At 71.9% G+C, this 25,326-nt stretch carries 24 protein-coding genes; 14 read left to right on the plus strand and 10 right to left on the minus strand.

What is annotated here, in order from left to right; genetic code table 11:
- Window positions 1-13: 13 nt before the first annotated feature.
- The gene (locus tag ACFQS1_RS36465) at window positions 14-916 is read left to right on the plus strand and encodes an alpha/beta hydrolase (RefSeq protein ID WP_378976861.1); all 903 of its coding nucleotides are present in this window, start codon (window positions 14-16) and stop codon (window positions 914-916) included.
- 226 nt (window positions 917-1,142) lie between these two features.
- Entirely contained in the window at window positions 1,143-1,322 is a 180-nt protein-coding gene (locus ACFQS1_RS36470) for a hypothetical protein (RefSeq protein WP_378976863.1), read from the plus strand.
- Window positions 1,323-1,334: 12 nt separating this feature from the next.
- Here ACFQS1_RS36470 and ACFQS1_RS36475 read toward each other — a convergent pair whose 3' ends face one another.
- The 3 genes from ACFQS1_RS36475 to ACFQS1_RS36485 are packed head-to-tail and all read right to left on the minus strand — an operon-like array spanning window position 1,335 to window position 4,422.
- On the minus strand, window positions 1,335-2,285 hold the full coding sequence (locus ACFQS1_RS36475; RefSeq protein ID WP_378976865.1) for a VWA domain-containing protein: 951 nt from the start codon (window positions 2,283-2,285) through the stop codon (window positions 1,335-1,337).
- Entirely contained in the window at window positions 2,282-3,334 is a 1,053-nt protein-coding gene (locus ACFQS1_RS36480) for a DUF58 domain-containing protein (RefSeq protein WP_378976867.1), read from the minus strand. Before ACFQS1_RS36480 ends, ACFQS1_RS36475 begins: the two co-directional genes overlap by 4 nt.
- On the minus strand, window positions 3,316-4,422 hold the full coding sequence (locus tag ACFQS1_RS36485) for an AAA family ATPase (RefSeq protein WP_378976869.1): 1,107 nt from the start codon (window positions 4,420-4,422) through the stop codon (window positions 3,316-3,318). The genes ACFQS1_RS36480 and ACFQS1_RS36485 overlap by 19 nt, the downstream gene beginning before the upstream one ends.
- A gap of 434 nt (window positions 4,423-4,856) precedes the next feature.
- Here ACFQS1_RS36485 and ACFQS1_RS36490 point away from each other — a divergent pair, with 434 nt between their 5' ends.
- Genes ACFQS1_RS36490 through ACFQS1_RS36505 form a run of 4 tightly spaced genes read left to right on the plus strand, consistent with a single transcriptional unit; the run spans window position 4,857 to window position 7,478 of the window.
- Complete coding sequence (locus ACFQS1_RS36490; RefSeq protein WP_378976871.1) at window positions 4,857-5,063, plus strand: hypothetical protein; 207 nt, start codon at window positions 4,857-4,859, stop codon at window positions 5,061-5,063.
- A 10-nt stretch (window positions 5,064-5,073) separates the two neighbouring features.
- On the plus strand, window positions 5,074-5,586 hold the full coding sequence (locus ACFQS1_RS36495; RefSeq protein ID WP_378976873.1) for a PH domain-containing protein: 513 nt from the start codon (window positions 5,074-5,076) through the stop codon (window positions 5,584-5,586).
- The gene (locus tag ACFQS1_RS36500) at window positions 5,583-7,079 is read left to right on the plus strand and encodes a PH domain-containing protein (protein WP_378976875.1); all 1,497 of its coding nucleotides are present in this window, start codon (window positions 5,583-5,585) and stop codon (window positions 7,077-7,079) included. Before ACFQS1_RS36495 ends, ACFQS1_RS36500 begins: the two co-directional genes overlap by 4 nt.
- A gap of 9 nt (window positions 7,080-7,088) precedes the next feature.
- Complete coding sequence (locus tag ACFQS1_RS36505; RefSeq protein WP_378976877.1) at window positions 7,089-7,478, plus strand: thioesterase family protein; 390 nt, start codon at window positions 7,089-7,091, stop codon at window positions 7,476-7,478.
- 53 nt (window positions 7,479-7,531) lie between these two features.
- Here the strand turns inward: ACFQS1_RS36505 and ACFQS1_RS36510 are convergent, their stop codons facing one another.
- Entirely contained in the window at window positions 7,532-8,470 is a 939-nt protein-coding gene (locus tag ACFQS1_RS36510) for a carbohydrate kinase family protein (protein WP_378976879.1), read from the minus strand.
- A gap of 157 nt (window positions 8,471-8,627) precedes the next feature.
- Here ACFQS1_RS36510 and ACFQS1_RS36515 point away from each other — a divergent pair, with 157 nt between their 5' ends.
- Entirely contained in the window at window positions 8,628-10,097 is a 1,470-nt protein-coding gene (locus tag ACFQS1_RS36515; protein WP_378976881.1) for an aminopeptidase P family protein, read from the plus strand.
- Between the two features lie 62 nt (window positions 10,098-10,159).
- Here ACFQS1_RS36515 and ACFQS1_RS36520 read toward each other — a convergent pair whose 3' ends face one another.
- From ACFQS1_RS36520 to ACFQS1_RS36530, 3 genes are all read right to left on the minus strand, one after another.
- A complete protein-coding gene (locus tag ACFQS1_RS36520) occupies window positions 10,160-10,687 on the minus strand; it encodes a hypothetical protein (RefSeq protein ID WP_378976883.1) in 528 nt (175 codons plus the stop codon).
- A gap of 160 nt (window positions 10,688-10,847) precedes the next feature.
- Complete coding sequence (pulA, locus tag ACFQS1_RS36525; RefSeq protein WP_378976885.1) at window positions 10,848-14,150, minus strand: pullulanase-type alpha-1,6-glucosidase; 3,303 nt, start codon at window positions 14,148-14,150, stop codon at window positions 10,848-10,850.
- Window positions 14,151-14,181: 31 nt separating this feature from the next.
- Window positions 14,182-14,571: a hypothetical protein gene (locus tag ACFQS1_RS36530; protein ID WP_378976887.1), complete on the minus strand. Its 390-nt coding sequence runs from the start codon at window positions 14,569-14,571 to the stop codon at window positions 14,182-14,184.
- Between the two features lie 39 nt (window positions 14,572-14,610).
- On the opposite strand from ACFQS1_RS36530, the gene ACFQS1_RS36535 reads away from it, so the two are divergent.
- From ACFQS1_RS36535 to ACFQS1_RS36545, 3 genes are all read left to right on the plus strand, one after another.
- The gene (locus tag ACFQS1_RS36535; RefSeq protein ID WP_378976889.1) at window positions 14,611-16,410 is read left to right on the plus strand and encodes a glycosyltransferase family 4 protein; all 1,800 of its coding nucleotides are present in this window, start codon (window positions 14,611-14,613) and stop codon (window positions 16,408-16,410) included.
- A gap of 147 nt (window positions 16,411-16,557) precedes the next feature.
- Window positions 16,558-19,344 (plus strand): aconitate hydratase AcnA, encoded by a 2,787-nt coding sequence (gene acnA, locus ACFQS1_RS36540; RefSeq protein ID WP_378976891.1) that lies wholly within the window; start codon window positions 16,558-16,560, stop codon window positions 19,342-19,344.
- Window positions 19,345-19,642: 298 nt separating this feature from the next.
- Window positions 19,643-19,888, plus strand: coding sequence for a DUF2630 family protein (locus tag ACFQS1_RS36545; protein WP_378976893.1), 246 nt, complete (start codon window positions 19,643-19,645; stop codon window positions 19,886-19,888).
- Window positions 19,889-20,062: 174 nt separating this feature from the next.
- Here ACFQS1_RS36545 and ACFQS1_RS36550 read toward each other — a convergent pair whose 3' ends face one another.
- Both ACFQS1_RS36550 and ACFQS1_RS36555 read right to left on the minus strand, forming a co-directional pair.
- Window positions 20,063-20,962: a serine protein kinase RIO gene (locus tag ACFQS1_RS36550; RefSeq protein ID WP_378976895.1), complete on the minus strand. Its 900-nt coding sequence runs from the start codon at window positions 20,960-20,962 to the stop codon at window positions 20,063-20,065.
- A 136-nt stretch (window positions 20,963-21,098) separates the two neighbouring features.
- The gene (locus ACFQS1_RS36555; RefSeq protein ID WP_378976897.1) at window positions 21,099-21,746 is read right to left on the minus strand and encodes an HAD family hydrolase; all 648 of its coding nucleotides are present in this window, start codon (window positions 21,744-21,746) and stop codon (window positions 21,099-21,101) included.
- A 165-nt stretch (window positions 21,747-21,911) separates the two neighbouring features.
- Between ACFQS1_RS36555 and ACFQS1_RS36560 the strand changes: the two genes are divergently transcribed.
- The 4 genes from ACFQS1_RS36560 to ACFQS1_RS36575 are packed head-to-tail and all read left to right on the plus strand — an operon-like array spanning window position 21,912 to window position 24,732.
- Window positions 21,912-22,490 (plus strand): TetR/AcrR family transcriptional regulator, encoded by a 579-nt coding sequence (locus ACFQS1_RS36560; RefSeq protein ID WP_378976899.1) that lies wholly within the window; start codon window positions 21,912-21,914, stop codon window positions 22,488-22,490.
- A 34-nt stretch (window positions 22,491-22,524) separates the two neighbouring features.
- Complete coding sequence (locus ACFQS1_RS36565) at window positions 22,525-23,430, plus strand: TIGR04222 domain-containing membrane protein (RefSeq protein WP_378976901.1); 906 nt, start codon at window positions 22,525-22,527, stop codon at window positions 23,428-23,430.
- Entirely contained in the window at window positions 23,423-24,244 is an 822-nt protein-coding gene (locus tag ACFQS1_RS36570; RefSeq protein ID WP_378976903.1) for an MbnB/TglH/ChrH family RiPP precursor modification enzyme, read from the plus strand. The genes ACFQS1_RS36565 and ACFQS1_RS36570 overlap by 8 nt, the downstream gene beginning before the upstream one ends.
- A complete protein-coding gene (locus ACFQS1_RS36575) occupies window positions 24,241-24,732 on the plus strand; it encodes an SCO6045 C-terminal-like domain-containing protein (protein ID WP_378976905.1) in 492 nt (163 codons plus the stop codon). Before ACFQS1_RS36570 ends, ACFQS1_RS36575 begins: the two co-directional genes overlap by 4 nt.
- Here the strand turns inward: ACFQS1_RS36575 and ACFQS1_RS36580 are convergent, their stop codons facing one another.
- On the minus strand, window positions 24,733-25,098 hold the full coding sequence (locus ACFQS1_RS36580; protein WP_378976906.1) for a nuclear transport factor 2 family protein: 366 nt from the start codon (window positions 25,096-25,098) through the stop codon (window positions 24,733-24,735).
- Window positions 25,099-25,326: the final 228 nt, after the last annotated feature.

Below are 25,326 nucleotides of genomic sequence, written 5' to 3' on the forward strand. Positions count from 1 at the left end.
GACCGTGCGGCTCATGCGAATCCTCCCGGCCTTCCTCGCCCTGTCCCTGCTCGCGCCGATCCCGGTCGTTCCCGTGGTCACGAACGCGCCGGCCGAGACTCACCTGCCCGCCTTCGCCGAGGCGTACCGCGAGACCGCGGTGCGCATGCTGGCCACCGGCTGCCCGTACGCGACGTGGGCCGCGCAGGGCCGGCGGTTCCTGTTCTTCGACCCGGCCGGCGACGGCCGGGCCGCCGAGGTGTTCGGCGATCTCGGCCGCGCGTCGCGGATCGCGATCCTGGTGCCGGGCGTGGACACCACCCTCGTCGACTTCGACCGGGGGCTCGGCGGGGTCGCGCGGCGGGCGCCCGGCGTGCAGGGCCGCACCCTCTATCAGCAGCTCAGCAAGCGCGACCGGGACGTCGCGGTGATCTCCTGGCTCGGCTACGACCCGCCCGAGGGCATCGGGCTGGCCGCCGCCACCGAGGGGCGCGCCCAGGACGGCGCCGGGCATCTGGTCACGTTCGTGCGGGACGTGCTGCGGCAGCGGCCCGGCGCGACGGTCACCCTGATCGGGCACAGCTACGGCTCGATCGTGGCCGGGCTCGCCGCCCGGCACCTGCCCGAGGTGCGCGACGTGGTCGCCCTCGGCGCGCCCGGCATCGGCGCCGCCCACGCCGCCGACCTCGGCGGGGCCCGGGTCTGGTCGGCGCTCGCGCCGCACGACTGGATCCGCCGCATCCCGCAGGTGCGGGTGCTCGGCCTCGGGCTCGGCCGGCGCCCCTCCTCGCCCGCCTTCGGCGCCACCGCGCTGCCGACCGACGGTGTGGCCGGACACGACTACTACCTGGTCGAGGGCAGTGCCACCCTCCGGGCGGTCACCGACATCGTCCTCTCGGGTGGTCCTCGCCACGAGGGGGACACCCGCGTTTCTTAAGTTGGCTTTAAGGGGTACAGTTCCGGACGGCTCGAGAACCGCCGAGGCCTTGCCCGGCAACGGTTTCCGAGAGACGTCGGCCCCTTGACTCCGGGAGGTGATCGCTGTGCGAGATAGCGATCCTCCTAGTCGTGGCCGGGTCTCGCGTCAGCGCGCCTGACCGCTGACGCCTTTCCGCCCCGCATCCCCGGTCCGCCGACCCCTCGGCGCGGCCGGCTCTCGTCGTGTGCGCCGCGACGCCGGGATGCGCGGGCGCCGGCCGCGACGTGACCTGAGCAAGCGCTTGCCCCCACGCCAGTTCACGAGAGCGGAGTCCGCCGTGAAGAACTTCGTCGCGCCCCTGAGCTTCACCCTCGCCGCCGCCTGGGTGATCGTGCTGTTCGTCCTGGTGCACAGCAACCCGTGACCCGCCCGCCCGTCAGGGCAGGCGGGACGTCCACACGAGACTCAGTGCCGCCGCCACGAGGCCGAACAGCAGCGCGGCCCCGGCGTACCACTGGGTCACCTCGCGTGGCTCGACGCGATGGCCGATCGAGCTGCCCATGTCCTCGTACACCTTCTTGAGCTCGCCGATCGACGCCGCCTCGTAGAAGAAGCCCTTCGTCTGCTCGGCCAGCTGCTGCAGCGACAACCGGTCCACCGGCACCCGCTGCAGGTTGCCGCGGATGTCCACCACGCCGGTGTCGGTGCCGAACGCGATCGTCGACACCGGCACGTTGGCCTGCGCGGCGGCGCTCCCGGCGTCCTCGATCGACCGGCCCGACGTCCGATATCCGTCGGAGAGCAGCACGATCCGGGCCGGCGGGGCGCCGTCGGCGCCGTCGGCGGGCACCGTGCGGATCGCGTCCAGCGACGTGAAAACGGCCTCGCCGGTCGCGGTCGCCTCGGCGAGCGTCAGCCCGTTGATCCCGGAGAGCACGGCCGAGCGGTCCTTGGTCGGCGAGACCAGCACGTTCGCCGACTTCGCGAACGACACCAGGCCCAGGTTGTAGCTCGGCGGCAGCTCGTCGACGAACGCCTTCGCCGCCTCCTGCGCCGCCTCGATCCGGGTCGGCGCCACGTCGTCGGCCTCCATCGACAGCGACACGTCGATGGCCAGCATGACGGTGGCCCGCTCGAGCGGCTCCTCCCGGTCGACCGACGGGCGGGCCAGCGCGGCGCCCAGGATGAACAGGCTGAGCAGGAACGCGGTCGCCGACACGTGCCGGCGCCAGCCCAGGCCCTTGGGCGCGATCGCGCGCAGCAGGTTGACGTTGGTGAAGCGCATCGCGTACGTCTTGCGGCGGAACTGCCGCCAGACGTAGACGCCGGCCATCGCGAGGACGGGCAGCAGCACGAGCAGCCACCACGGCTCCAGGAAGCGGATCATCGCGTCGTCCCCCGGGTGCGTGCGTGTCGCTGGGCGGCCACGAATCGGACCATGTCCAGCAGCCAGTCGGTGTCGGTGCGCAGGCGCAGGTGTGCGGCGCCGGCCGAGCGCAGGGCGCGGGCGATGGCGCCGCGCTGTTCGGCCGCCGCGTCGGCGTAGCGGCTGCGCAGTTTGGCGTCGGAGGTCTGCACCTCGTGCAGCTCGCCGGTCTCCGGGTCGGCGAGGGCCAGCACGCCCACGTCCGGAAGCTCCAGCTCGCGCGGGTCGACGACCTCGATCGCGAGCACGTCGTGCCGGACGCGGAGCTTGCGCAGCGGGCGCTCCCAGCCCTCGACCGGCGCCATGAAGTCGGAGATGACGCAGGCCACGCCCCGGCGGCGGGGCGGCCGGTTCAGCATGTCGATCAGCTCGCCGAGGTCGGCGCGTCCGGGCCGGATGTGGGTGCGGGCGATCGAGCGCAGCAGGCCCTGGGCCTCCTTGCGGCCCGGCCGGGCCGGCAGGCGGAAGACCGGCGGGTGCTCGGGCTGGGCGTCCTTCTTGCGGGTCTTTTTCGGTACGCCGGAGCCGGTGCCGACAACCGCACCGATCCGGTTGCCGCCGCGCACGGTCAGATGGGCCATCGCCGTGGCGGCCGCGATCACCAGGTCGCTCTTGAGCCAATGCGCCGTGCCGAACTCGAGGCTGGCCGACAGGTCGACCGCCAGCCAGGTCTCCAGCTCGCGGTCGGCGACCGTCCGGCGCACGTGCGGAAGCGTGGTGCGGGCGGTGACCGGCCAGTCCATCCGGCGCACGTCGTCGCCGGCGCGATACTCCCGGGACTCGCCGGCCTCGCTGCCCGGACCGGGCAGCAGGCCCACGTAGTCGCCCTGCAGCAGCCCGTCGAGTTTGCGGGTGACCAGCAGCTGCAGCCGCCCAAGGACGGCCTCGGCCCGGGCCGCCCCCTCGAGCGTCTCGGCGCCCGCGCCCAGCCCGCCGGCCGGCCCGGCCCCCGCGAGCGGCCCGCCCGCCGGCCCGGCGCCGGCGAGCGGGTCTAGTGCTGGCCGGGCCATGCGGGACCTGCTTGCGGGCCGGCGCCCACCCCGGCCGGCTGGTTGCCGTTGGGCGACGTGCCCTGGCGGGACGCCACCGACGGCATCGGGACGCTCTGCATGATGCGGGCGACGATGTGGTCGGCCGGGATGTCGTCGGCCAGCGCGTCGTACGACAGCACCAGGCGGTGCCGCAGGATGTCGGGCGCGATGTCCTGCAGGTCCTGCGGCAGCGCGTAGTCGCGGCCGCGCAGCAGCGCCAGCGCCCGGGTGGCCCGGACGATGCCGAGCGAGGCGCGCGGGCTGGCGCCGTACTGGATGAGCTGGGCGACGTCGGGCATGCCGTGCTGCGCCGGCGCACGGGTGGCCAGCACCAGCCGGACCGTGTAGTCGACCAGCGCGTTGTGCACGAAGACCTGGTCGGCGCGGCGCTGGAGGCCGAGCAGATCCTCCGGGGCGAAGACCTGCTTGGGCTCCGGCGGGCTCACCCCCATCCGGTAGACGATCTCGCGCTCCTCGGCGTCGGTCGGGTAGCCGACCAGGATCTTCATCAGGAAGCGGTCGCGCTGCGCCTCGGGCAGCGGATAGACGCCCTCCTGCTCGATCGGGTTCTGCGTCGCCATGACCAGGAACGGGTCGGGCACCTCGTGGGTCTGGCCGCCGATCGACACCTGGTGCTCGGCCATCACCTCGAGCAGCGCCGACTGCACCTTGGCCGGCGCGCGGTTGATCTCGTCGGCGAGCAGGAAGTTGACGAACACCGGGCCCAGCTCGACGTCGAACTTCTCGGACGTCTGACGATAGATCCGGGTGCCGACGATGTCGGCCGGGACCAGGTCGGGCGTGAACTGGACGCGGGAGAACGTGCCGCCGACGACCTTGGCGAGGGTCTCGACCGCCAGCGTCTTGGCCACCCCCGGGACGCCCTCGAGCAGGCAGTGGCCGCGCGCGAGCAGCGCCACGAACATCCGCTCGACCATCCGGTCCTGCCCCACGATGACGCGCTTGACCTCGAACATGGCCCGCTCGAGCTGCGTCGCGTCCTGGGCGGGAGGCACCGGGGCGCCTCCGGAACTCGGCTCGTTCTCGGGCGTGAGCGGCTGGGCCACCGGTCCTCCACAGCGGTCGGCAAAAGCAGCTTATGACGAACAAGACTTACACGACGCACCTGAAAGCGCGCTTGGTGTCCCCGCATAACGCGCTGACCACGGCACCCACCATGGTCCGCTCGTGTCGATCTTTCTGCGCAATGTGCGGAACTTGGCACCGACAGCGGGAGGATGCGGAATCGCGTGAAGCGTGTAACATCTGTCCCGTCGCCGGGCGACTTCCCCCGTGGTCGCCCGGCGGCGAGCCTAGGGAGCCCCTGTCCGCGGAGTGCGCGGACGGGGGCTCGCCTTATTTCTGCTCCGGGGGCCGAGCCCCCGGAAACCCCGCGGTGTCGTGGGGACGCTCTGTGCATCGGCGCCTGCACCCGCCCGAGACCCGGCCCTCCCCAGCAGGGCGTGGGACTCTCTGCGCGTGGCGTGCCTATTGTTGGGCGGTGATCGAGGAGCTTCCGGCGCAGTGCTCGGCCAAAGGGTGTCGTGCGGGGGCCGTCTGGGCGCTGCGGTGGAACAACCCGAAGCTGCACGCGCCCGACTACCGCAAGACCTGGCTGGCCTGTGACCAGCACCGGGAATCGCTCGGGGGCTTTCTCGAGGTGCGTGGTTTCCTTCGGGAAGTGACGCCCTTCGGTGCGATCTCTTAGGCTTCACGATGTGACTACGCCGTCCGGGCACGCAGTCGACGCCCTCGAACCCTGGCCCGACACCGTCGCCTGGCGGCCCGTGTCGCCCAAGCTGATCACTGTGGAGCTGATCGCCCGCGCCATCTGGGTGGTCGTGCTGCTGGCCGGGCTGGGCATCGGGTGGGCGCTCGCGCCGTACTGGATGTGGCCGGTCGGCATGGCGCTCGTCGTGGCGTACGCGATCTGGCGCTCGTTCGTCACGGTCCGGGCCGTCCGCGCCTGGGGCTATGCCGAACGCGACCAGGACCTGCTGGTGCGGCACGGGCTGCTGGTCCGGCGGCTGTCGATCGTGCCGTACGCGCGGATGCAGTTCGTCGATGTGACCGCCGGGCCGCTCGAACGCGCGTTCGGCCTGGCCACCGTGCAGCTGCACACGGCCTCGGCGGCCAGCGACGCCAAGGTGCCCGGCCTGCCGCCCGAGGAGGCGTCCCGGCTGCGCGACCGCCTCACCACCCTCGGCGAGGACCGGGCAGAGGGCCTGTGACCACGACACCCGCACCGGAGGGGCACGGCACGTCCGGGTTCTCCGCGCCGCCGGAGGAAGGTCCAGCCGCCGCCGGTGGCGCAGCGCCGCCCGGGCTCTCCGCGCCGTCCGAAAGACCAGCCGCCGGCAACGGCACGGCGGAGCCGCGGCGGCGACTTCATCCGCTCAGCCCGATCCTGCACGGGGCGAAGAGCATCGCCGTCGTCGTGGCGGCGCTCTCCTGGCAGACCCTGTCCCAGGTCGGGCTCGAGCGGTTCGCGCTGGTCGTGGTGGTGCTCGCGCTCGGCGTCGTGGTCTTCTCGGTGGTCAACTGGCTCACCACGGGCTATCACGTGGTCGGGCGCGAGCTGCGCATCTCCGACGGGCTGATCTGGCGCCGCAACCGGGCCATCCCGCTCGAGCGCCTCCAGGCCGTCGAGCTGCGCCGGCCGCTGCTGGCCCAGCTCACCGGCCTCGCCGAGCTGCGCCTCGAGGTCGTCGGCGGGAGCAAGACCGAGGCCCCGCTGGCCTACCTGACGGTCCGGGACGCCGCCGCGCTCCGGGAAAGGCTGCTGGCGCTCGCCGGGCGTACGCGTGCGGGGGAAGCGCAAGAAACCGCCGGGCCGCAAGCCGCGGCCGCCGCCCTGGAACGCGCCCTGGTCCGCGTCTCGAACCGCGACCTGGTGATCAGCCAGCTCCTCACCCCGCAGGCGTTCTTCCTGCCGGTCGGCGTGGCGTTCGTGGTGCTCCAGTTCGTGATGGAGGCCCAGTGGACCTTCATCGGGATCGCCAGCACCTTCACCGCCATGGCCGGCGTGCTGCTGCAGCCGGTGCGGCGGGTCCTGCAGGACTGGGACTTCCGGCTCGCGCGGGATCCGGGCGGACGGCTCGTGGTGCGCTACGGGCTGCTGGAGACCCGCAGCCAGATCGTGCCGCTGCACCGGGTGCAGTCGGTCGGCGTGACCTGGCCGCTGCTGTGGCGCGGGCAGCGGTGGATGCACCTGCGGCTCGACATCGCCGGGTACGCCGGCGAGCAGGGCTCGGACAGCAAGCGGTCGGATCGGCTGCTGCCGGTCGGGGAGTTCGAGACCGCGCGCGGGCTGGTCTGGGAGGTGCTGCCCGGGGTCGACCTGGCGACGCTGGCGACCACCCCGCCGCCGAAGCGGGCCCGGTGGCTGCACCCCTTCGAGCTGCGCTATCTCGGGGCCGGGCTGGCGCCGGAGGTGTTCGTGTCCCGGTGGGGCCTGCTGACGCGGGAGATGAGCGTGGTGCCGTACGCGCGGCTGCAGAGCGTGCGGGTGATCCAGGGACCGTTGCAGCGCCGGCTGGGCCTGGCGACCGTGTACGCGGACACCGCCGGCGGGCGGTCCGGGCAGGCCCGCGACCGGGATCTCGCGGAGGCGTGGGCGCTGGCCGAGCAACTCGCGGTGCGGGCCCGGCTGGCGCGGTCGTTCACCGCGCCGCCGGCCTCGCCCGAGCCCGAGACGTTCTGGCAGCGGCCGGTGCAGCCTTAAGCTCTTGGCATGGAGCTTCCGGAGTTCGCGCCCGGGATGAACGCCCGGGTGGAATTGACCGTCACCGACGCCGACACGGCCCAGGCCCTCGGCTCGGGCGACGTGCCCGTGCTGGGCACGCCGCGGGTCCTAGCGCTCGCCGAGGCCGCCACCGTCGCCTGCACCGCGCGGCAGATGCCGGGCGGCGTGACCACCGTCGGCGTCCGGGCCGAGGTCGAGCACCGGGCGCCGACTCCGGTGGGCCGGCACGTGACCGCGCTGGCCACGCTCGCCAAAGTGGACGGCCGCAAGCTGCTGTTCGAGGTCGTGGTCCGCGACGGCGAGGAGTTGGTCGCCGAGGTCCGCGTCGAGCGCATGATCCTCGACCGCCAGCGCTTCATCCAGAAAGCGTTGAGCTGAGCTGAGCTGAGCTGACTGGCTCCGCTTCGCTCCGCGGGCGGTTAGACGGGAGGTTAGGCCAGCGCTCCCCAGCGGGCGACCAGCTCCTCGTTTGTCGGCATCGCGGTCGCGCCGCCCTGGCGCTCGCAGACCAGGCCGGCCACCGCCAGCGCGAAGCGCACGTTGCGGCGCCAGCCGGCCAGGTCGGCCGGAACGCCCTCGGCCAGCAGCCGGCGCACCAGCGCCCCCATCACCGAGTCGCCCGCGCCGGTCGCGTCGATCGCCGCCACGCTCGGCGCCGGAAGCATCTCGGCCCCATCCCCGGTGGCGACGTAGGCGCCCCGCGACCCGCAGGTCACCACCACCGCCTTGGCGCCCAGCTCGCGGATCCGCTCGGCCGCGGCCGGGGGCTCGGAACCCTCGTAGAGCACCGCGGCGTCCGCCGAGCTCAGCTTGACCAGGTCGGCGGTGGCGAAGAACTCCTCCACCAGCTCGCGCAGGTTCTGCACCGCCTTGGCGTCCGGCAGCAGCGTGGGCCGCACGTTGGGGTCGAAGACCTTGATCGGCCCCGCGGCCGCCCAGGCCGCCCGCGCCGCCGTGCGGAACGGCTCCCGCAGCAGGCAGATCGACCCCGCGTAGATCACCTCGGCGTTCCGCAGGCCGTCCCGGTCGAGATCGCCGGCCTCGAGCAACGCGTACGAGGGCGGCTCGCCGTAGAACGTGAACGTCGGCTCCGCCCCCACGAACGTCGTCACCGCCAGCGTGGTCGGGACCGGCACCCGCTTGACCCCGCTCAGCCCCACTCCCGCCTCGCGCAGGAAAGCCGCCAGCCGATCGCCGAGGACGTCGTCGCTCAGCGTGCCGACATATCGCACGTCCCCGCCGAGCCGGGTGGCGGCGACCGCCACGTTCAGCGGCGCTCCGCCGATCGCCTGGCGATAGATCAGCTCCCCATCCAGATCCGCTTCGAGCAGATCGACCAGCGCTTCCCCGAGCACCACCGCGTAACCCATGGCCTCAGCCTTCCGTCCACGGCCGTTCCGCGCCAGTAGCCATGCGGCAGCTCACCCGGCGTCGGGCCCCACGGCGATGATCTTGGGGGTCCTGCCCTGCTCGCGGCGGGAGAATGGCGGTAACGTCGGGGGCGGATCGACTAGCGGGAGGCTACCCATGGCTGAGCAGGGGCAGAAGCAGGCTGCGGCAAAGACCGAGTCGCACGACCCGGATTTCCCGGAGGCGTTTCTGCAGTTCATGCGTGCCGGGTGGCGGGAGGATCCGCTCGAGGTCGCCGCGCTGCCGGAGGCGCCGAACTACGAGAAGCGGCGTTCGCAGCTGTCGGAGGCGTTCCCGGGCGAGACGCTGATCATCCCGAGCGGGAACGAGAAGGTCCGGGCGAACGACACGGACTACACGTTCCGGCCGGGCAGCGACTTCGTGTACCTGACGGGCGACCGCGACCCGGACAGCGTGCTGGTGCTGCGGCCGACCGGGTCGGGGCACGACGCGACGCTGTACACGAGGCAGCGCAACTCGAAGGACACCGACGCGTTCTTCCGCAGCCGCAACGGCGAGCTGTGGATCGGGCGGACCCACACCCTGCGCGAGAAGGCGACGGAGCTCGGCCTGCAGACGGCGCCGCTGGGCGAGCTGGGCGCGGTGCTGGCGGGGTCGGCGCCGGGGCGGACCCGGGTGCTGCGCGGGTTCGACGCGAACGTGGATCGGGCGATCCTGCAGTACGAGCCGGACCGGGAGAAGCCGCGCGACCGGGAGCTGGCCTGGGTGCTCTCGGAGCTGAAGCTGGTCAAGGACGAGTGGGAGATCGCCCAGCTGCAGGCCGCGATCGACGCGACGGTGCGCGGCTTCGAGGACGTGGCGCGGGTGTTGCCGGCCGACCGCGGGGTCAAGGAGCGGCTGCTCGAGGGCGTTTTCGCGCTGCGGGCGAGGCACGACGGCAACGACGTGGGCTACGGCTCGATCGTGGGCGCGGGGGCGCACGCGACGATCCTGCACTGGGTGCGCAACACCGGGGTCACCACGCCGGGCGAGCTGCTGCTGATGGACATGGGCGTCGAGGGCGACAACTTCTACACCGCCGACGTGACGCGGACGGTTCCGGTGAGCGGGACGTTCACCCCACTGCAGAAGCAGGTGTACGACATCGTGCACGCGTCGCAGCAGGCCGGCATGGACGCGATCAAGCCCGGGGTGAAGTTCCGCGACGTGCACAAGACGTGCATGCGGGTGCTGGCCGAGGGGCTGCACGACCTCGGGCTGCTGCCGGTGAGCGTCGACGAGGCGATGGACGAGAAGAGCACGGTGTACCGGCGGTGGACGCTGCACGGGTTCGGGCACATGCTCGGGATCGACGTGCACGACTGCTCGAACGCGCGCAACGAGAACTACCGCGGCGGGGCGCTGGCCGAGGGGTACGTCCTGACGGTGGAGCCGGGTCTCTACTTCCAGCCCGAGGACGACCTGGTGCCCGCGGAACTGCGCGGCGTCGGCGTGCGGATCGAGGACGACGTGCTGGTCACGGCGGACGGGTGCCGCAACCTGTCGGCGGGGCTGCCGCGATCGTCGGCGGAGGTCGAGGCGTGGCTGGCGGCGCAGCGCGAGGCCGGGCCGCGCCTGCCCGGGTGAGCCGTCGTGCCGGGTGAGCCAGGGGCGGGGTGGTGCACGAGTCGAGCGCCGCGCCGTTCGTGCTACGAGGCGTGGGCGTAGTCGGCGACGGACCAGCATTCGTCGCCGGCGGGGCCCTCGTCGCTCACGTTGATGACGACCTTGACCGGGTGGCCGTCCGTGCCGTCGAAGGTGGTGGTCACCTTGCCCCCGTCGTCGGTGGCGGTCTGGGCCATCTCGCGCAGCCCGGCCAGGGTCGGCACGTCGATCTCCTCGCCGTCCTGGCCGGTCACCGGGCCGAGGTCGACGTCGGAGCTCGCGGACGGCTGGACCGAGGCGCCGATCCGCTCGGCCCTGGTGACCGCGCCCGACTGGACGGTCACGTGGTAGCGGCCCAGCGGCGACGCGTCGTCGCAGCCGTGGGTCAGCGTGAAGGTGTACGCCGCCGGCTCGGTGAATGGCGGCGCCGACTCGACGACCGCCGCGGCGGGGGCCGAGGCGGACGCGGACGAGCCGTTCCAGGTGGGGCTCGCCGAGTGCGACGAGCATCCAGCGACGAACGCCACGAGCGCCACACCGCCGACGCCCCGAGCCAGACCGCCGAGTCGCACCACTGCCTCCACCCACACCACACCGAACACGAGCACGGAACGCGACAACGCTTCCCGCCGAAGGCAAGCACCGCAGCGAAGGCGAGGGAAGTTTCCCGCGCGGCGCAATGTAGCGCAGGCGCGCACGTGCCCCAGCGCCGGAGCCAGCCCAGCGGGTGGGTCAGAGGTCGGCGACGAAGACCGCCACCGAGCGGGCCGGCACGGTCAGCACGCCCTCCGATGCGGTGGCCGTGCGCAGGAGCGGGTCGGCCGAGGCGGTCTGGTCGGGATGGGTGTAGAGGGCGACCCCGGCCAGCTCGGGCGCCGACTGGACGGTCGGCTCCTCCCGCACGTTGAAGACGACCACCACGCGTCGCCAGCGGGGGTCGAGGCCCGTCCCGTCCAGGCACATCACGATCACGCCGGGTGTCTCGGCCGGGCCGCCGAGCGGGAAGGTCAGGCGGCGCTGCACCTCCTCGCCGGTCGGGAGGCCGAAGACCGGCGAGGAGCGCCGCACGCGGAGCAGCTCGCGGTACCGCTCGGCCGTCATGGCGATCAGCTCGGGCGAGGGCACCAGCGCCGGATCGGCGAGCAGCGGCGCCGCCCACGGCCATTGACCCTCGTTGTCGTGGGCCGGCGGCAGGCCCACCCCGAAGCCGTTGCCGTGCTCGGGATTCCAGCGGATCTGGTTGAACCAGTCGCCGGAGTTGAACGAGTTGCGGTCGAGCGATTTCGACCGGAGGCGCTCGCTGCCCAGCGCCAGGAAGCCGACGCCCTGGCCGAGGACGACCAGCGACAGGGCGAGGATCTGCATGCGGGCGCGATCCACCGGCGCGATGTTGCGGGGCAGCTTGAAGGCGAGCGCGTCGTACAGGATCTCGTTGTCGTGCGCGTCGACGTAGTTGACCGTCTCGCCGGGCGAGAGGGCGTAGCCGCTGGGCGAGCCGTTGTAGTCGATCTGGGCGCCGCTGTGCTCGGCCCCGGTGTGGGTGACGAAACGGTACGTCGACAGGCCGCCCGCCAGCCCCACCTTGATCTGGTCGTGCAGCCAGAGCGGGGTGCGCGAGCCGAGCCCGCTCGCGAAGCCCTGCGTCGTCGGGTCGGGCCCGTGCGAGCCTCCGCCGCGGGCCGCGTCGCGCAGGCGGTCGTTGAACGTGCCGATGCCGGTGCCGGCCATGTTGACCTGGGTGGCCTGGGTGAAGCGGGCGTCGTACGCCACCTCGCCGAAGTTCCAGCCCTCGCCGTACAGGTAGATGTCGCGGCCGTTCTCGAGGTGGTCGAGCGCGACCCGCACCTCGAGGATGTTGGCCCGCGGGTGGTGGCCCATCAGGTCGAAGCGGAAACCGTCGACCCGGTAGTCGCGCGCCCACGTGACGATCGAGTCGACGACGAGCCGGCCCATCATCATGTGCTCGGTGGCCGTGTTGGGGCAGCACGTCGACTCGGCGGTCGAGCCGTCGGGCAGCATGCGGTGGTAATACCCGGGGACGACCCGGTCGAGGACGGCGAACCGGTGCAGCCCGTCCTCGGTGGCGTGGTTGTAGACGACGTCCATGACCACGCGCAGGCCGGCCTCGTTGAGCGCCGCGACCATCCGGCGGAACTCGAGCACCCGGGACGCTCCGGACGGGTCGACGGCGAAGCTGCCCTCGGGGGCCGTGTAGTGCCACGGGTCGTAGCCCCAGTTGAAACCGTCCTCGTCGGCGACCGCCATGACCGCCTCCTGCTGGGCCGGCGAGTCGGGCGGCAGGGCGGCCAGGTCGCAGGCCGGCGCCTTTTGGTCGGCGCGCCGGTCGGGGACGGTGGCGAAGTCGGACGCCGGCAGCAGGTGCAGGTGGGTGAGGCCGGCGTCGGCGAGCGACCGCAGGTGACGCATGCAGGCCGCGTCGGGGCGGGTGAAGGCCGCATACGTCCCCCGCTCGTGCGCCGGGAGCGAGCGATCGGCGATGGAGAACTCGCGGATCGACACCTCGGCGATCTGCATGCGGGCGGGCGGGACGGCGGGCGGCTTGGCCGGCGTCGCCCAGCCGGGCGGCATGAGCGCCGGGTCGTCGAGGTCGACGAGCAGGCTGTGGGTGGAGTCGGGCGCCAGGGCCAGCGAATAGGGGTCGGTGACGCTGGTGGTGACGATGCGCTGGGCGGCCTGGTGCCAGACCTCGACGCGATATCGGTAGTAGCGCCCGAGCCACTTGCGCTTGCCCGCGATCGTCCAGACGCCGGTCACCGCGTCGCGCTCCATCGGCAGCACCTTGGGCTCGTCGGCCGGGGTGCGGAACAGCTCGAGCGAGACCGCGCGGGCGGTCGGCGCCCAGACCGACAGGTGTGGCCGGTCGTCGGTGACGACCGGGCCGAGCTCGGCGTCGGCGGCGTCGGCGTAGAGGTCGTCGAGGACTCCCGGCAGTTGCACGCCGGTCAGCGCGGTGACCCGGCCGTCGGCGTCGCGGCCGACCGCGAGCAGCTGGCCGCGCAGCAGGTGGCCGAGGGCCGCGTCGCCCAGCTCGCGGACCGAGAACGCGCGATAGGCCCGCAGGTGCGGAAAGCGGCGGCTCTGGGCCTGGAAGACGCCGCCCGGGCGGGGCGTCAGCGGCAGGGTGGTGAACTCGCCGGCGATCTCGTCGCCCGCGCGGCGCACCGTGCCGCCGGCCGAGGCGATCGCGCGCCGGACCGTGCCGCCGGCCGAGGCGATCAGCGTGAACGCGACGGCGCGCTCGGCGAACGGCTCGGGCAGCGCGATCGTCGTGCGGTCGAGGAAGACGGCGAGCGAACGGGCCGGGTCGAGCTCGGGGCCGAGCGTGCCGACATCGGGCAGGAGCGGCTCGCGAGTCTCGGCGAGCACCCAGGCCGTGCGGGCGACCGTCAGGTCGAGGCGCTGGTCGTCGGGGAGGTCCTTGGTGTCGCCGCGGTGCAGCACGAAGCGCAGGCCGGCCGCGTCGGGCCGGACCGGGACGCGAAAAACGGCGCCGAAGGCGTCGTAGGAATCCGGGAACATCGGCCGGTCCCACCGGGGCTTGCGCGGGGCCCCCTCCCAGGCGTGCAGCCCCCAACCGGCGTAGTCGCCGCCGGGCCGGCGGTAGTGGATCACCGCCACGTCGGGCTCGGCGACCGGCAAGCCGGCGGGCGGGGCGGTGTAGGGCGGGGCGGTGTAGATCGCCGGATCGCCCGGGCGCAGCCAGATCTCCGAAGCGGCGGAAGGGTCGACGTGCCGATCCTCGTCGACATCCTTGACCCCGGCGTGATCCACCAGGACGAACCCGACCTCACGCGCCTCATCGGCCAGCCGCACCCACGCGAATCGCCCGTAGGAGTCCTCGCCGACAAAAGGGGCGCCACCCGGATAGCCGTCGCTCTGGCCGGGCGCGAGGTCGCCCCACGCGTGCAGCCACCACGGTGCATACTCCCCGTCGGGCCGCGCATAGTGCACGATGAGCCACTGCGGCCGGCTGTGCGTGGTGGTCGCCGCGGGAGCGAGCTCGATCGTGGTCACCGGCTCATCCTTGCACCGGCGTACGACAGTTTCAGTGGGTCGCGACGACAGCGGTGATCCGCGGGCCGCTCGAGTCCGTACGGAGCAGGTAGTGGAAGCGCTCACCGGTGAGCGCCTGTCCGTCGCTGTCCAGATACTCCCATTGCACCGCGACCAGGGTCAGCGCCTCGGAGAGCTGCCGCACGTCGAGAAACTCGGCGTTCGCGGCGACGATCCGCTGGTCACGGTAGGAGGGGGCGGCGCCGAGGAAGGAGAGGGCCACCACGGCCGGCGAGGTGAAGGTGAAGCTGTAGGAGTCGGCGACGACCATGCCGGGCAGCGCGTAGCAACCGGCCACCGCCGCGATGTCGCCCGTGGTGAGGGCGACGCCGTAGCGATCGAAGAAGTCGGAGAGGAGAGCGCGGTCGACGGGGGCCTGCACGGGATTCGTGTACCCTCCGGCGAGACGGCGGTAAACACCATGAAGGTGCTTTTCCTGATCAACGATGCCTTTGGCATCGGCGGAACGATCAAGACGACGTTCAATCTGGGCGCCGCACTGGCGGCCCGTGGCCACCACATCGAGATCTTGAGCACCGGACGCCGCCGCGACGTGCCGAAACTCCCGGTCGATCCGGCGATCCGGCTGATGTCGCTGGTCGAGATGCGGACCGGCCACGCCGACCACGTCCAGGACGCGCCCGGCCGCGGCGAGCCGCCGAAGGTCTATCCGAAATCGGACTTCCGGGCGGCCGACTACGACCGCTACATCGAGGACCGTTACCGCCGCTACCTGCGCGCTTCCGACGCGGACGTGATCATCGCGACCCGACCGGGCCTGATCGCGTACCTCGCCGAGTTCGCGCCCAAGTCCAAGATCAAAATCGGTCAGGAGCATCTGGTACGGGGTCAGCACCGCGCCGCCCTGCGCGAGCGCATGCCGCGCTACCTCCGGGGGCTCGACGCCTTGGTCACCGTGTCCCGGCGCGACGCCGACGACTATCGCAAGAACGTGCGCTTACGCCGTACCCAATTGGCTTTTATCCCGAACGGCATCCCCGCGCCCGGCGTGCCCCCGTCCGATGGGCGAGCGAAGCTCGTCGTGGCCGCCGGCCGTCTCGTCAAGAGCAAGCGATACGACGTGCTGCTGCACGCCTTCGCCAAGGTCGTCGCGGAACGGCCGGACTGGCAGCTGCGGATCTACGGCGACGGGACGGAGGCGCCGGCGCTGCGGGCGCTGGTGCTCGAGCTCGGGCTGCACAACCACGTGCGGATGATGGGGCAGATCGCGCCGATCGAGCCGGAATGGGCGAAGGGGTCGATCGCCGCCGTCGCGTCCGATCGGGAGCCGTTCGGGATGACGCTGGTGGAGGCGATGCGGTGCGGGGTGCCGGTGGTCAGCACCGACGCGCCGTACGGGCCCGGCGAGATCCTCCGGGACGGCGAGGACGGCCTGCTCACGCCGGTCGGCGACCCGGACGCGATGGGCGACGCGCTGCTGCGGCTGATCAACGACGAGGATCTGCGCCGGCGGATGGGCGCGGCGGCGTTACGCAACTCCGCCCGCTACGACCCCGCGCTCGTGGCAACCCAGTACGAAGACCTGTTCTCCGAACTCTCCGGACGGAAGCGGCGTCTCTGGCCGGCCCGTCTCTGGCCGGCCCGGCGCCGCGAGCCCATGGCGGTGCTGGGCCCCGCGCCCTCGGTGACCCTGCCGGCGCTGGATTGGGACGGAGTCGCCGCGCTGCCGGAGGACGTCCGGATCTTTCCGGACAACCGGGTGCGCAGGCTCGACGGCACCCCGGTTCTGGCCGGCCTCCGGGACACTCGCCACCTGGTCGACGGCCCGGCCGGCGCGCGGATCCAGCTGCCCTTCCGCGACAAGGACGGCACCCTGGCGGTCCGGGTCTGGGACCAGCCCGTCTACGCGGAGGTCGGCGACGTCGACTCCGACGCGGACGGCGTGCACCTGACCGGACGCCTCCACGGCGCCCAGTTCGAGACGCCCACCCTGACCGCCACCCACGGCGCCACCACCCGCGAACTCGCGGTGACCGCCGACGGCGCCACCTTCCGGGCCACGATCCCGGCTCTCCCGCCCGGCGCGTGGACGTTCCGGCTCCGCCATGCCGCCACGGCCGAGCCGGTCACCCTGGGCAGGTTCCGGGACGACATCCTCGACAAGCGGACCGCGTTCGTGCTTCCGCCGGCCACGACGGGCGATGGGACCCTGTATCCGGGGTATACGGAGAACAACGAGTTCACGGTCCGCGCGACATGACCACCCCGCCTTGCAACGGCTTACAAGACGGACGTACGGTTTATGGGAGGCGCGAACCGAGAGTTAGGTTCGCCTAACTCGGAGAGCGCCCTAGCCGGTGCGAAAGACTGACGTTGACTTCCAGTCGCTGGGTGTGAAGGAGATGACGTGGCCAGCCTCGACACCTTTGGTGCGAAGAGCGAGCTGCGCGTCGGAGACGCGAGCTACGAGATTTTCACGATCGACAAGGTCGAGGGGCACGAGCGTCTGCCCTACTCCTTGAAGATCCTCCTGGAGAACCTGCTCCGGACGGAGGACGGCGCCAACATCACCGCCGACCACATCCGGGCCCTGGGTGGGTGGGACCAGACCGCCGACCCGAGCGTCGAGATCCAGTTCACCCCGGCGCGGGTCCTGATGCAGGACTTCACCGGCGTGCCCTGCGTGGTCGACCTGGCCACGATGCGCGAGGCCGTGCAGGATCTGGGCGGCGACCCCACCAAGGTCAACCCGCTCGCCCCGGCCGAGCTGGTCATCGACCACTCGGTCATCGCCGACCTGTTCGGCCGCGAGGACGCGTTCGCGCGCAACGTGGAGCTGGAGTACCAGCGCAACCGCGAGCGCTACCAGTTCCTGCGCTGGGGCCAGACCGCGTTCAACGAGTTCAAGGTCGTCCCGCCCGGCACCGGCATCGTGCACCAGGTCAACATCGAGTACCTGGCCCGCACGATCATGGCGCGTGCAGGGGAGTCCGGAGTCAGCCAGGCGTACCCGGACACCGTCGTCGGCACCGACTCGCACACCACGATGGTCAACGGCCTGGGCGTGCTGGGCTGGGGCGTCGGCGGCATCGAGGCCGAGGCGGCCATGCTGGGCCAGCCGGTCAGCATGCTGATCCCGCGGGTCGTCGGCTTCAAGCTCGCCGGCGAGATGCCGGCCGGCACCACCGCGACCGACCTGGTCCTCACGATCACCGAGATGCTGCGCGAGCACGGCGTGGTCTCGAAGTTCGTCGAGTTCTACGGCCCCGGCGTGAGCGCGGTGCCGCTGGCCAACCGGGCCACCATCGGCAACATGTCGCCCGAGTACGGCTCCACCGTCGCGATCTTCCCGATCGACGACGAGACCATCAAGTACCTTCGTTTGACCGGGCGGAGCGACGCCCAGGTCGCGCTGGTCGAGGCGTACGCGAAGCGGCAGGGCCTCTGGCTCGACCCGAACGCCGAGCCCGACTACTCCGAGAAGCTCGAGCTCGACCTGTCGACGATCGTGCCGTCGCTGGCCGGCCCGAAGCGCCCGCAGGACCGCGTCCCGCTGAACAGCGCCAAGCCGATGTTCCGCGAGGCGCTGACCAACTACGTGCAGGCCACCGGCCACGCCGACGAGGCCAGCGAGGAGTCCTTCCCGGCCTCCGACGCGCCGGCCAACGCGGTGCAGGACGACACCGACAAGCCGCACGTGTTCTCCGCGGCCAAGGGCTCGAACGGCCGCCCGTCCAAGCCCACCCGGGTGGTCGACGAGGACGGCACCGAGTTCGAGCTCGACCACGGCGCCGTGGTGATCGCCGCCATCACCTCCTGCACCAACACCTCCAACCCGCAGGTGATGATCGGCGCCGCCTTGCTGGCCAAGAACGCGGTCGACCGCGGCCTGACCCGCAAGCCGTGGGTCAAGACGACCCTCGCCCCCGGCTCCAAGGTCGTCATGGACTACTACGACCGGGCCGGCCTGACGCCGTACCTGGACAAGCTCGGCTTCAACCTGGTCGGCTACGGCTGCACCACCTGCATCGGCAACTCCGGTCCGCTGCCCGAGGCGATCTCCGCGGCGATCAACGAGGAGGACCTGACCGCGGTCAGTGTGCTCTCCGGCAACCGCAACTTCGAGGGCCGGATCAACCCGGACGTCAAGATGAACTACCTGGCGTCGCCGCCGCTGGTGGTGGCGTACGCGCTGGCCGGCACGATGGACCTGGACATCACGTCCGAGCCGCTGGGCACCGGCAGCGACGGCCAGCCGGTCTACCTCAACGACATCTGGCCGAGCGCCAAGGAGATCGACGACGTGATCGCCTCCGCGATCGGCGCGTCCGGCTTCTCGTCGGCGTACTCGGACGTCTTCGCGGGCGACGAGCGCTGGCAGTCGCTGCCCACCCCCGAGGGCCAGACCTTCGAGTGGGCGGACGACTCCACGTACGTCCGCAAGCCCCCGTACTTCGACGGCATGGCCGCCGAGCCCACCCCGGTGCGGGACATCTCGGGCGCCCGGGTGCTCGCCAAGCTCGGCGACTCGGTCACCACCGACCACATCTCGCCGGCCAGCTCGATCAAGCCGGACTCCCCGGCCGGGAAGTATCTGGCCGAGCACGGCGTCGGGCGCTACGAGTTCAACAGCTACGGCTCCCGCCGCGGCAACCACGAGGTCATGATCCGCGGCACGTTCGCCAACATCCGGCTGCGCAACCAGCTGGTCCCGGGCGTCGAGGGTGGCTTCACGATCAACCACCTGACCGGCGACCAGACCACGATCTACGACGCGAGCGTGGCCTATCAGGAGGCGGGCGTCCCGCTGGTCATCCTGGCCGGCAAGGAGTACGGCTCCGGCTCGTCGCGCGACTGGGCGGCCAAGGGCACCATGCTGCTGGGCGTGCGCGCGGTCATCGCCGAGAGCTTCGAGCGCATCCACCGCTCCAACCTGATCGGCATGGGCGTGCTGCCGCTGCAGTTCCCGCCCAAGACCAACGCCGAGTCGCTCGGCCTGACCGGCACCGAGACCTTCACCATCACGGGCGTCACCGCGCTCAACGACGGCGAGATCCCCGGCACCGTCACGGTCCGCACCGACACCGGCGTCGAGTTCGAGGCGGACGTCCGCATCGACACCCCCGGCGAGGCCGACTACTACCGCCACGGCGGCATCCTGCAGTACGTCCTGCGCAAGATGCTGCACAGCTGATGCCGCGCTGATCCCCAGAGGCCCGCTCGTCCCCGCGACGAGCGGGCTTCTTTCTACCTTTCCTCGCCCTGTTCCCGGCCGCGCCCGCGACCTTGATGAGTTGCCGCGCGCCGCGTACCCCAAGTCATCAGGCTCCCCTGCCCCGCCCAAGCGCGCCCACGACCTTGATGAGTTGCCGCGCGCTCCGAACGGCAAGTCATCAGGGCTGAGGCGGCGCCGGTGGGTGGCGCTCGACACGATCGGCGGCGGAAGCGACTCCGGCGCTGGTGACAGAGCCGCGGATGAATAGGCTTCGGGAATGGATGACAAGACAGTGCTGGACCGGATCCACGGTCTGGTCGATGAGGAGCACAAGCTGCGCCAGCAGTTGGGCAAGGGCGAGATCTCGTCGAACGAGGAGCACGCCCGTCTCAAGGAGCTGGAGGCGGCCCTGGACCAGTGCTGGGACCTGCTGCGCCGGCGCCGGGCCGCCCGCGAGGTGGGCAACGACCCGAACACCGAGCAGGCCCACAGCGTCACCGAGGTCGAGGGCTACCTGCAGTGACCCTTGTTCACGACGGTGGAGACGAAGTGGGCGACATGCGCTGGGCGGCGGCTCACGGTAGGTCGTGAACAAGACTCAGTGACGCGGCCCGGCCGCGGCCGCCGAGTGGTGGGCGGCCGCGGGCCGGGACGCGTGCGCCGGGTCATCGCCGCCCTCCCCGGATAACAAGGCGGGTCATCGCAGGCCCGCCTCGTGCAGCAGGCGGTCCAGCAACTCGTCGGCGTCGACCCGCAGGCCGCGCTGGGTGAACCAGCCGGCGACGTTGCGCACGTCGCGGGCGATGAAGTCGCCGCCCTGCGGGTTGGCGACCACGTCCACGATCTGCGGCAGGTCGATCAGCACCAGCGTGCCGTCGTGCACCATCGTGTTGTACGGCGACAGGTCGCCGTGCGCCACCTGCGCGCGGGCCAGCACCGACAGCGCGTCGGTCATCTGCCGCCACAGGTCGGCCAGCTCATCGGGCTGGGCCCGCACCTGCGCGAGCCGGGGCGCCGCCTCGCCGGTGTCCCAGTCGCCGATGAACTCCATCATCAGCTCGGTGCCGATCAGCTGCACCGGGTACGGCACCCGGACCAGGCCGCTAGCCTGCCCGATCTGCCACAGCCGGCCGAGCGCGTCGAACTCGGCGGCCGCCCACTGCCCGGCGATCACCTGCTTGCCGAACGAGGAGCGGTTCGCCATGGCCCGGTTCTCGCGGGAGCGGCGGACCCGCCGGCCCTCGAGGTAGCCGGCGTCGCGGTGGAACAGCCGGTGGTCGCCGTCGCGGTAGCGCTTGGCGGCCAGCATGCTGACCTTGTCGGTGTCGGGAATGTGCCGGCGGACCAGGAAGACGTCGGCTTCCTTGCCGGTCTTGAGCATGCCCAGCTCGTCGTCGACCGCGGCGTGCTCGGTGCGCACCCAGTCTGGGCGGGGCTGGGGGCCGTGCAGGGCGCCGTCCCAGGTGGACCAGTTGTCACCGGTCTCGGGCAGGTCGGGCTCTTCGAAAAGGCGGGGCTCGAGGCGCCCGCGTTTCAGGAAGTCGGGCTCGTCGTCGTCGAACTTGCGGCGGCGGCGGAAAGTCTCGTGCGAACGCACTGGAGGGTCTCCTCGGAGAAAGAAGGAAGGAAGATCTGGACAGCAGGCATCGCAAAGACGGCCATGTGGTCCACCCCCTTCTTTCTCGAAGCAACGCGCACAGCTTGCCCGAGCGCCGGAAAGCGCCGCAACCGATTTATTGCGCAGCCATGATCGCCGACAACCCCTGGATCACGTTGCCCACCACGCGGGTCGGCGCGAACCGGTTGTCCACCCACTCCCGCCCGCGGTGCAGCCACACGCTGGGCAGCCCCATCGCCGCCGCCCCGCCGATGTCGGCCTCGGGGCTGTCGCCCACCACCCAGGCGCCGCCGAGCCGCATCCGCACCCGCTGCGCGGCGAGCGCGAAGATGCGCGGGTTGGGCTTGCTCACCCCGGCCTGTTCCGAGATCACCCAGTCGGCGACATAGCGGTCCAGACCGGTACGGCGGATCCGGCTGTCCTGGATCTCGGACTGCCCGTTGGTGACCACGACCGGCACCAGGCCCGCGTCGCCCGCGATCCGGAGCGCGCAGCCGACCAGCGGGTCGAGCTTCTCGAACGCCAGCGGACCCTCGTGCAGCTCCTCGAGCAGGTCGATGGTCGGGACGCTCAGTTGATACCGGTCGCGGATGAGATCGGCCAGATCCCACCGGGACGTCAGCCCGTCGGCATCAACGGACAGTAACCAGTCCAAGTCGTCCTGTGGCGCCCCGATCTCGTCGAGGAATCCCTTGGCCCACAGCCTGAACGCACCGCTGCGATCGAGCAGGGTGTCGTCGAGAGCGATCAGGACAAGAGGCACTCGCGCACTTTACGTGAGCTAGGGCGTAAGCGAACAGTCCAGGACTGTTACCAACTTCCGGGCCGGATGGCGAAATTTGCATCATCCGGTCAGGACGCCGTCCGCCGTTGACAAGACGTACGTACGGATTGCAGAGCGAACCGCCTGCGTGACACGATCCAGGACGTGCCCAGAGTAAGTCAGGACCAGCTCGAAGCGCGACGCCATGAGATCCTCGCGGCGGCGCGCGACTGCTTCGCCCGGTTCGGCTATGAGGGCGCGACGGTACGCCGTCTGGAGGATGCCACCGGCCTGTCCCGCGGCGCGATTTTCCACCATTTTCGCGACAAGGACTCCCTGTTCCTGGCCGTGGCCGAGGACGACGCGGCCGCCATGGTCGAGACCGTCGCCCGCAACGGCCTCGTCCAGGTGATGCGTGACCTGCTCGACCGCGCCGGCGGCAGCGAGGGCGACACGGCCGGCTGGCTCGGCACCCAGCTCGAGGTCTCCCGCCGGCTGCGCACCGACCCGGCGTTCGCCAAGCGCTGGGCCGAGCGCTCCGCGGCCATCGCCGACGCCACCCGCGACCGCCTCCAGCGCCAGCGCGAGGCCGGGGTGCTGCGCGACGACGTGCCGGTCGACGTCCTCACCCAGTTCCTCGAACTGGCCTACGACGGCCTCGTCCTGCACCTGGCCACCGGCCGCCCGCCGGGCGATCTGAGCCGCGTCCTCGACCTGGTGGAAGAGGCGGTACGGCGCCGGTGAGGAAAAGCTCGACACCGTCTGCACAATGAGGGCCATGGAGGACACCTGGGGGATTCCTGGCCCGACCTTTCTCATCGGGTACGTCATCGCGCTGATCGCGATCGCGGTCATCGCCGCGGTCAACCGCAAGGCCCTCTTCCGGGGCGACCGCAACGCCCGGGTCGACGATCTCGGCCCGCAGCAGATCGCCTATCTCAACGGCGGCGACCGGCTCGCCGTCTACTCCTCGATCGGCGGCCTCCGCGCGGCCGGCGTCCTCGGCACCGGGGCCGGGAAGACGCTCGTCCAGACCGGGCCCGTCCCGTCCGGCGTCACTCCGCTCGACTCGGCGATCCACCACGCCGCCGGCAACCAGGCGCGCACCCGGTACCTCCTGGAGGACCAGTGGGTCCGCGCGGCCCTCGACGACCTGCGGGCCGGCCTCGAGCGCCGCGGCCTCGCCGTCTCCCGCGACACGGTCAAGCAGGCCCGCATGTGGGCCTGGGCGACCGGCGCGCTCACCCTGATCGGCGTCCTGCGGCTCTTCGCCGGCATCGCCAACGACAAGCCGGTCGAGTTCCTGTTCATCCTGATCGGCGTCGCGGTGCTGACGACCATCGTCTTGGCCCGCACCAAGCGGGTCGCCACCACGGCCGCGATCACCGGCCTGCGCCAGCTTCGTGTGCAGCACGGATACCTGGCGCCGCAGCAGTCCCCGGCCTATGCCACCTACGGCGCGGCCGGGGCGGCGATGGGCGTGGCCCTGTTCGGGGCCGCCTCGCTCTACGCCATGGACCCGGCCTTCGCGGCCGAGGCGGAGATCCAGCGGATCGCCGCGGGCGGTCTGGCCGGCGGATCGTCCGGCACCGCGGGCAGCTGCGGGAGCAGCAGTTCCTGCAGCGGCGGGAGCTCGTGCGGCGGCGGGGGCGGCTGCGGCGGGGGCGGTGGTTGCGGTGGCTGATGACGCGTACGGGGTGGGCATCGGCTGGCGCCCCGAGATCTCCGGTTTCGTCGCCGGCCTGCCCGGCCTGCGCTTCGCCGAGGTGGTCGCCGAGTCGGTGCACGCGCACGGTGACCTGCCCGAGGGGCTCCCGCAACTGCTCGACCGCGGCGTGACGGTCGTGCCGCACGGGGTGCGCCTGTCGCTGGGCGGTGCCGAGCCGGTCGAGCCGGAGCGGGTCACCCACCTGGCCGCGGTCGCCGAGCGTCTGGGCGCGCCGCTGGTCAGCGAGCACATCGCGTACGTGCGGGCGGCCGGCGTCGAGGCCGGCCACCTGCTGCCGATCCCGCGGTCCCGGGAGGCGATCGACGCGGTAGTCGCCAACGTCGCCCGCACCCGCCGGGAGTTGTCGGTGCCGATCGCGCTCGAGCCGATCGCGGCGCTGTTCGACTGGCCCGACAACGAGCTGTCCGAGGCCGACTTCCTCACCGAGATCCTCGACCGCACGGACGCGCTGCTGCTGCTCGACGTGGCGAACGTGTACGCGAACGCCCGCAACCGCGGCGAGGACCCGCTCGAGCTGCTCGGCAAGCTGCCGCTCGATCGGGTGGCCTACGTGCACGTGGCGGGCGGCGCCGAGCATCAGGGCCTCTACCACGACACCCACACGGACGCGGTGCCGCGGGCGGTGCTCGACCTGGTCGCCGAGCTGTGCGCGCGGCATCGCCCGCCGGCGCTGATGCTGGAACGCGACGGCGACTACCCGCCCGCCGGCGAGCTGCGGGCCGAGCTGGACGCGATCGCCGCCGCCTCGGGATATCCGGCGATCACATGACCGGGGACGCACGCGGCGGTGACCACCCGGGACAGCCCGGCGGCGCACCGGAGAGCCTGGCCACCCGCCAAGCCCGGCTCGTCGACGCGTTGACCTCGGGCCAACCCGTACCCGATGGATTTGATCTTCGAAAGGTCGACGCCGCGCGAGTCGCGCTGCTGCGCAAGCGCGCCGGTGAGGTCGCGCGGCAATGGCCGATGCTGGCCGCCTCGTTCGGCGAGCGGTGGAAGCCCTCGTTCGCCGCATGGGCGGCGGCGCGCCCGACGCAGGGTTCGTTGCGGGACGGCTGGGACCTCGCGCGCGACCTGCTCTCCCGCGATGCCCTGCCGGCGACGGCGGGCGAGGAACTGGCCGAGCGCGAGGCCCGGTGGAGCTATGACGGCGCTTCCGCGCCGAGGCCACGTCGTGGTCCGGCGGTGCGATCCGCGGCCGGCGCCGTCGTGCTGCAAATAGCCGGACGCGTACGGGTCATCCGCCGCGCCGCCTGATCAGGCGGCCGGGACCTTGTCGAGGAAGCCCAGCACCTGCTTGATGTGGCCGTCCTCGTCGAGCTCGGCCACGTCGAAGCCGACCACCAGCGGCTCGCCCGGCACCGCACCGAGGTTCCAGGTGAAGCGGGCCTGGTCGTGGTGTGCGTCGACCGCGCCGCCCGGGCTGAACGTGAAGCCGGGGAACTGCTGCTGCACGGCGCCGACCAGGCCGTCCAGGGCGTCCCGGCCGGTCACCGCGGCCAGCGGGTCGACGTAGCGGACGTCCTCGGCGAACAGGTCGTCGATCCGCTTGCGCCGGGCGGCCGCGTCGGTCTCGTTCCAGACCGCCAGGTACCGCTCCACCACGCTGTCGAAGTCGCTCATCGTCTTTCCTTCCGTCGTTGTTCTGACGGGGACCACCCTGACCCGGAATAGGTAGGGCCGTCGATTACGCCGGAGGTAATGGCGGGCGTTCCCGCGCCGCGCCTAGACGAGTGATGACCGGGGTTACCTGCGTGGATGGGGGTGGCTGCGGGGTGACGGGTGAGGGTCTCCATGATCGACGTTGCTGAGCAACGATGACCATGGAGGCCATGTGCACGTCGATTTGGA

The organism is Paractinoplanes rhizophilus (assembly GCF_042664765.1).
Lineage (GTDB): Bacteria > Actinomycetota > Actinomycetes > Mycobacteriales > Micromonosporaceae > Actinoplanes > Actinoplanes rhizophilus.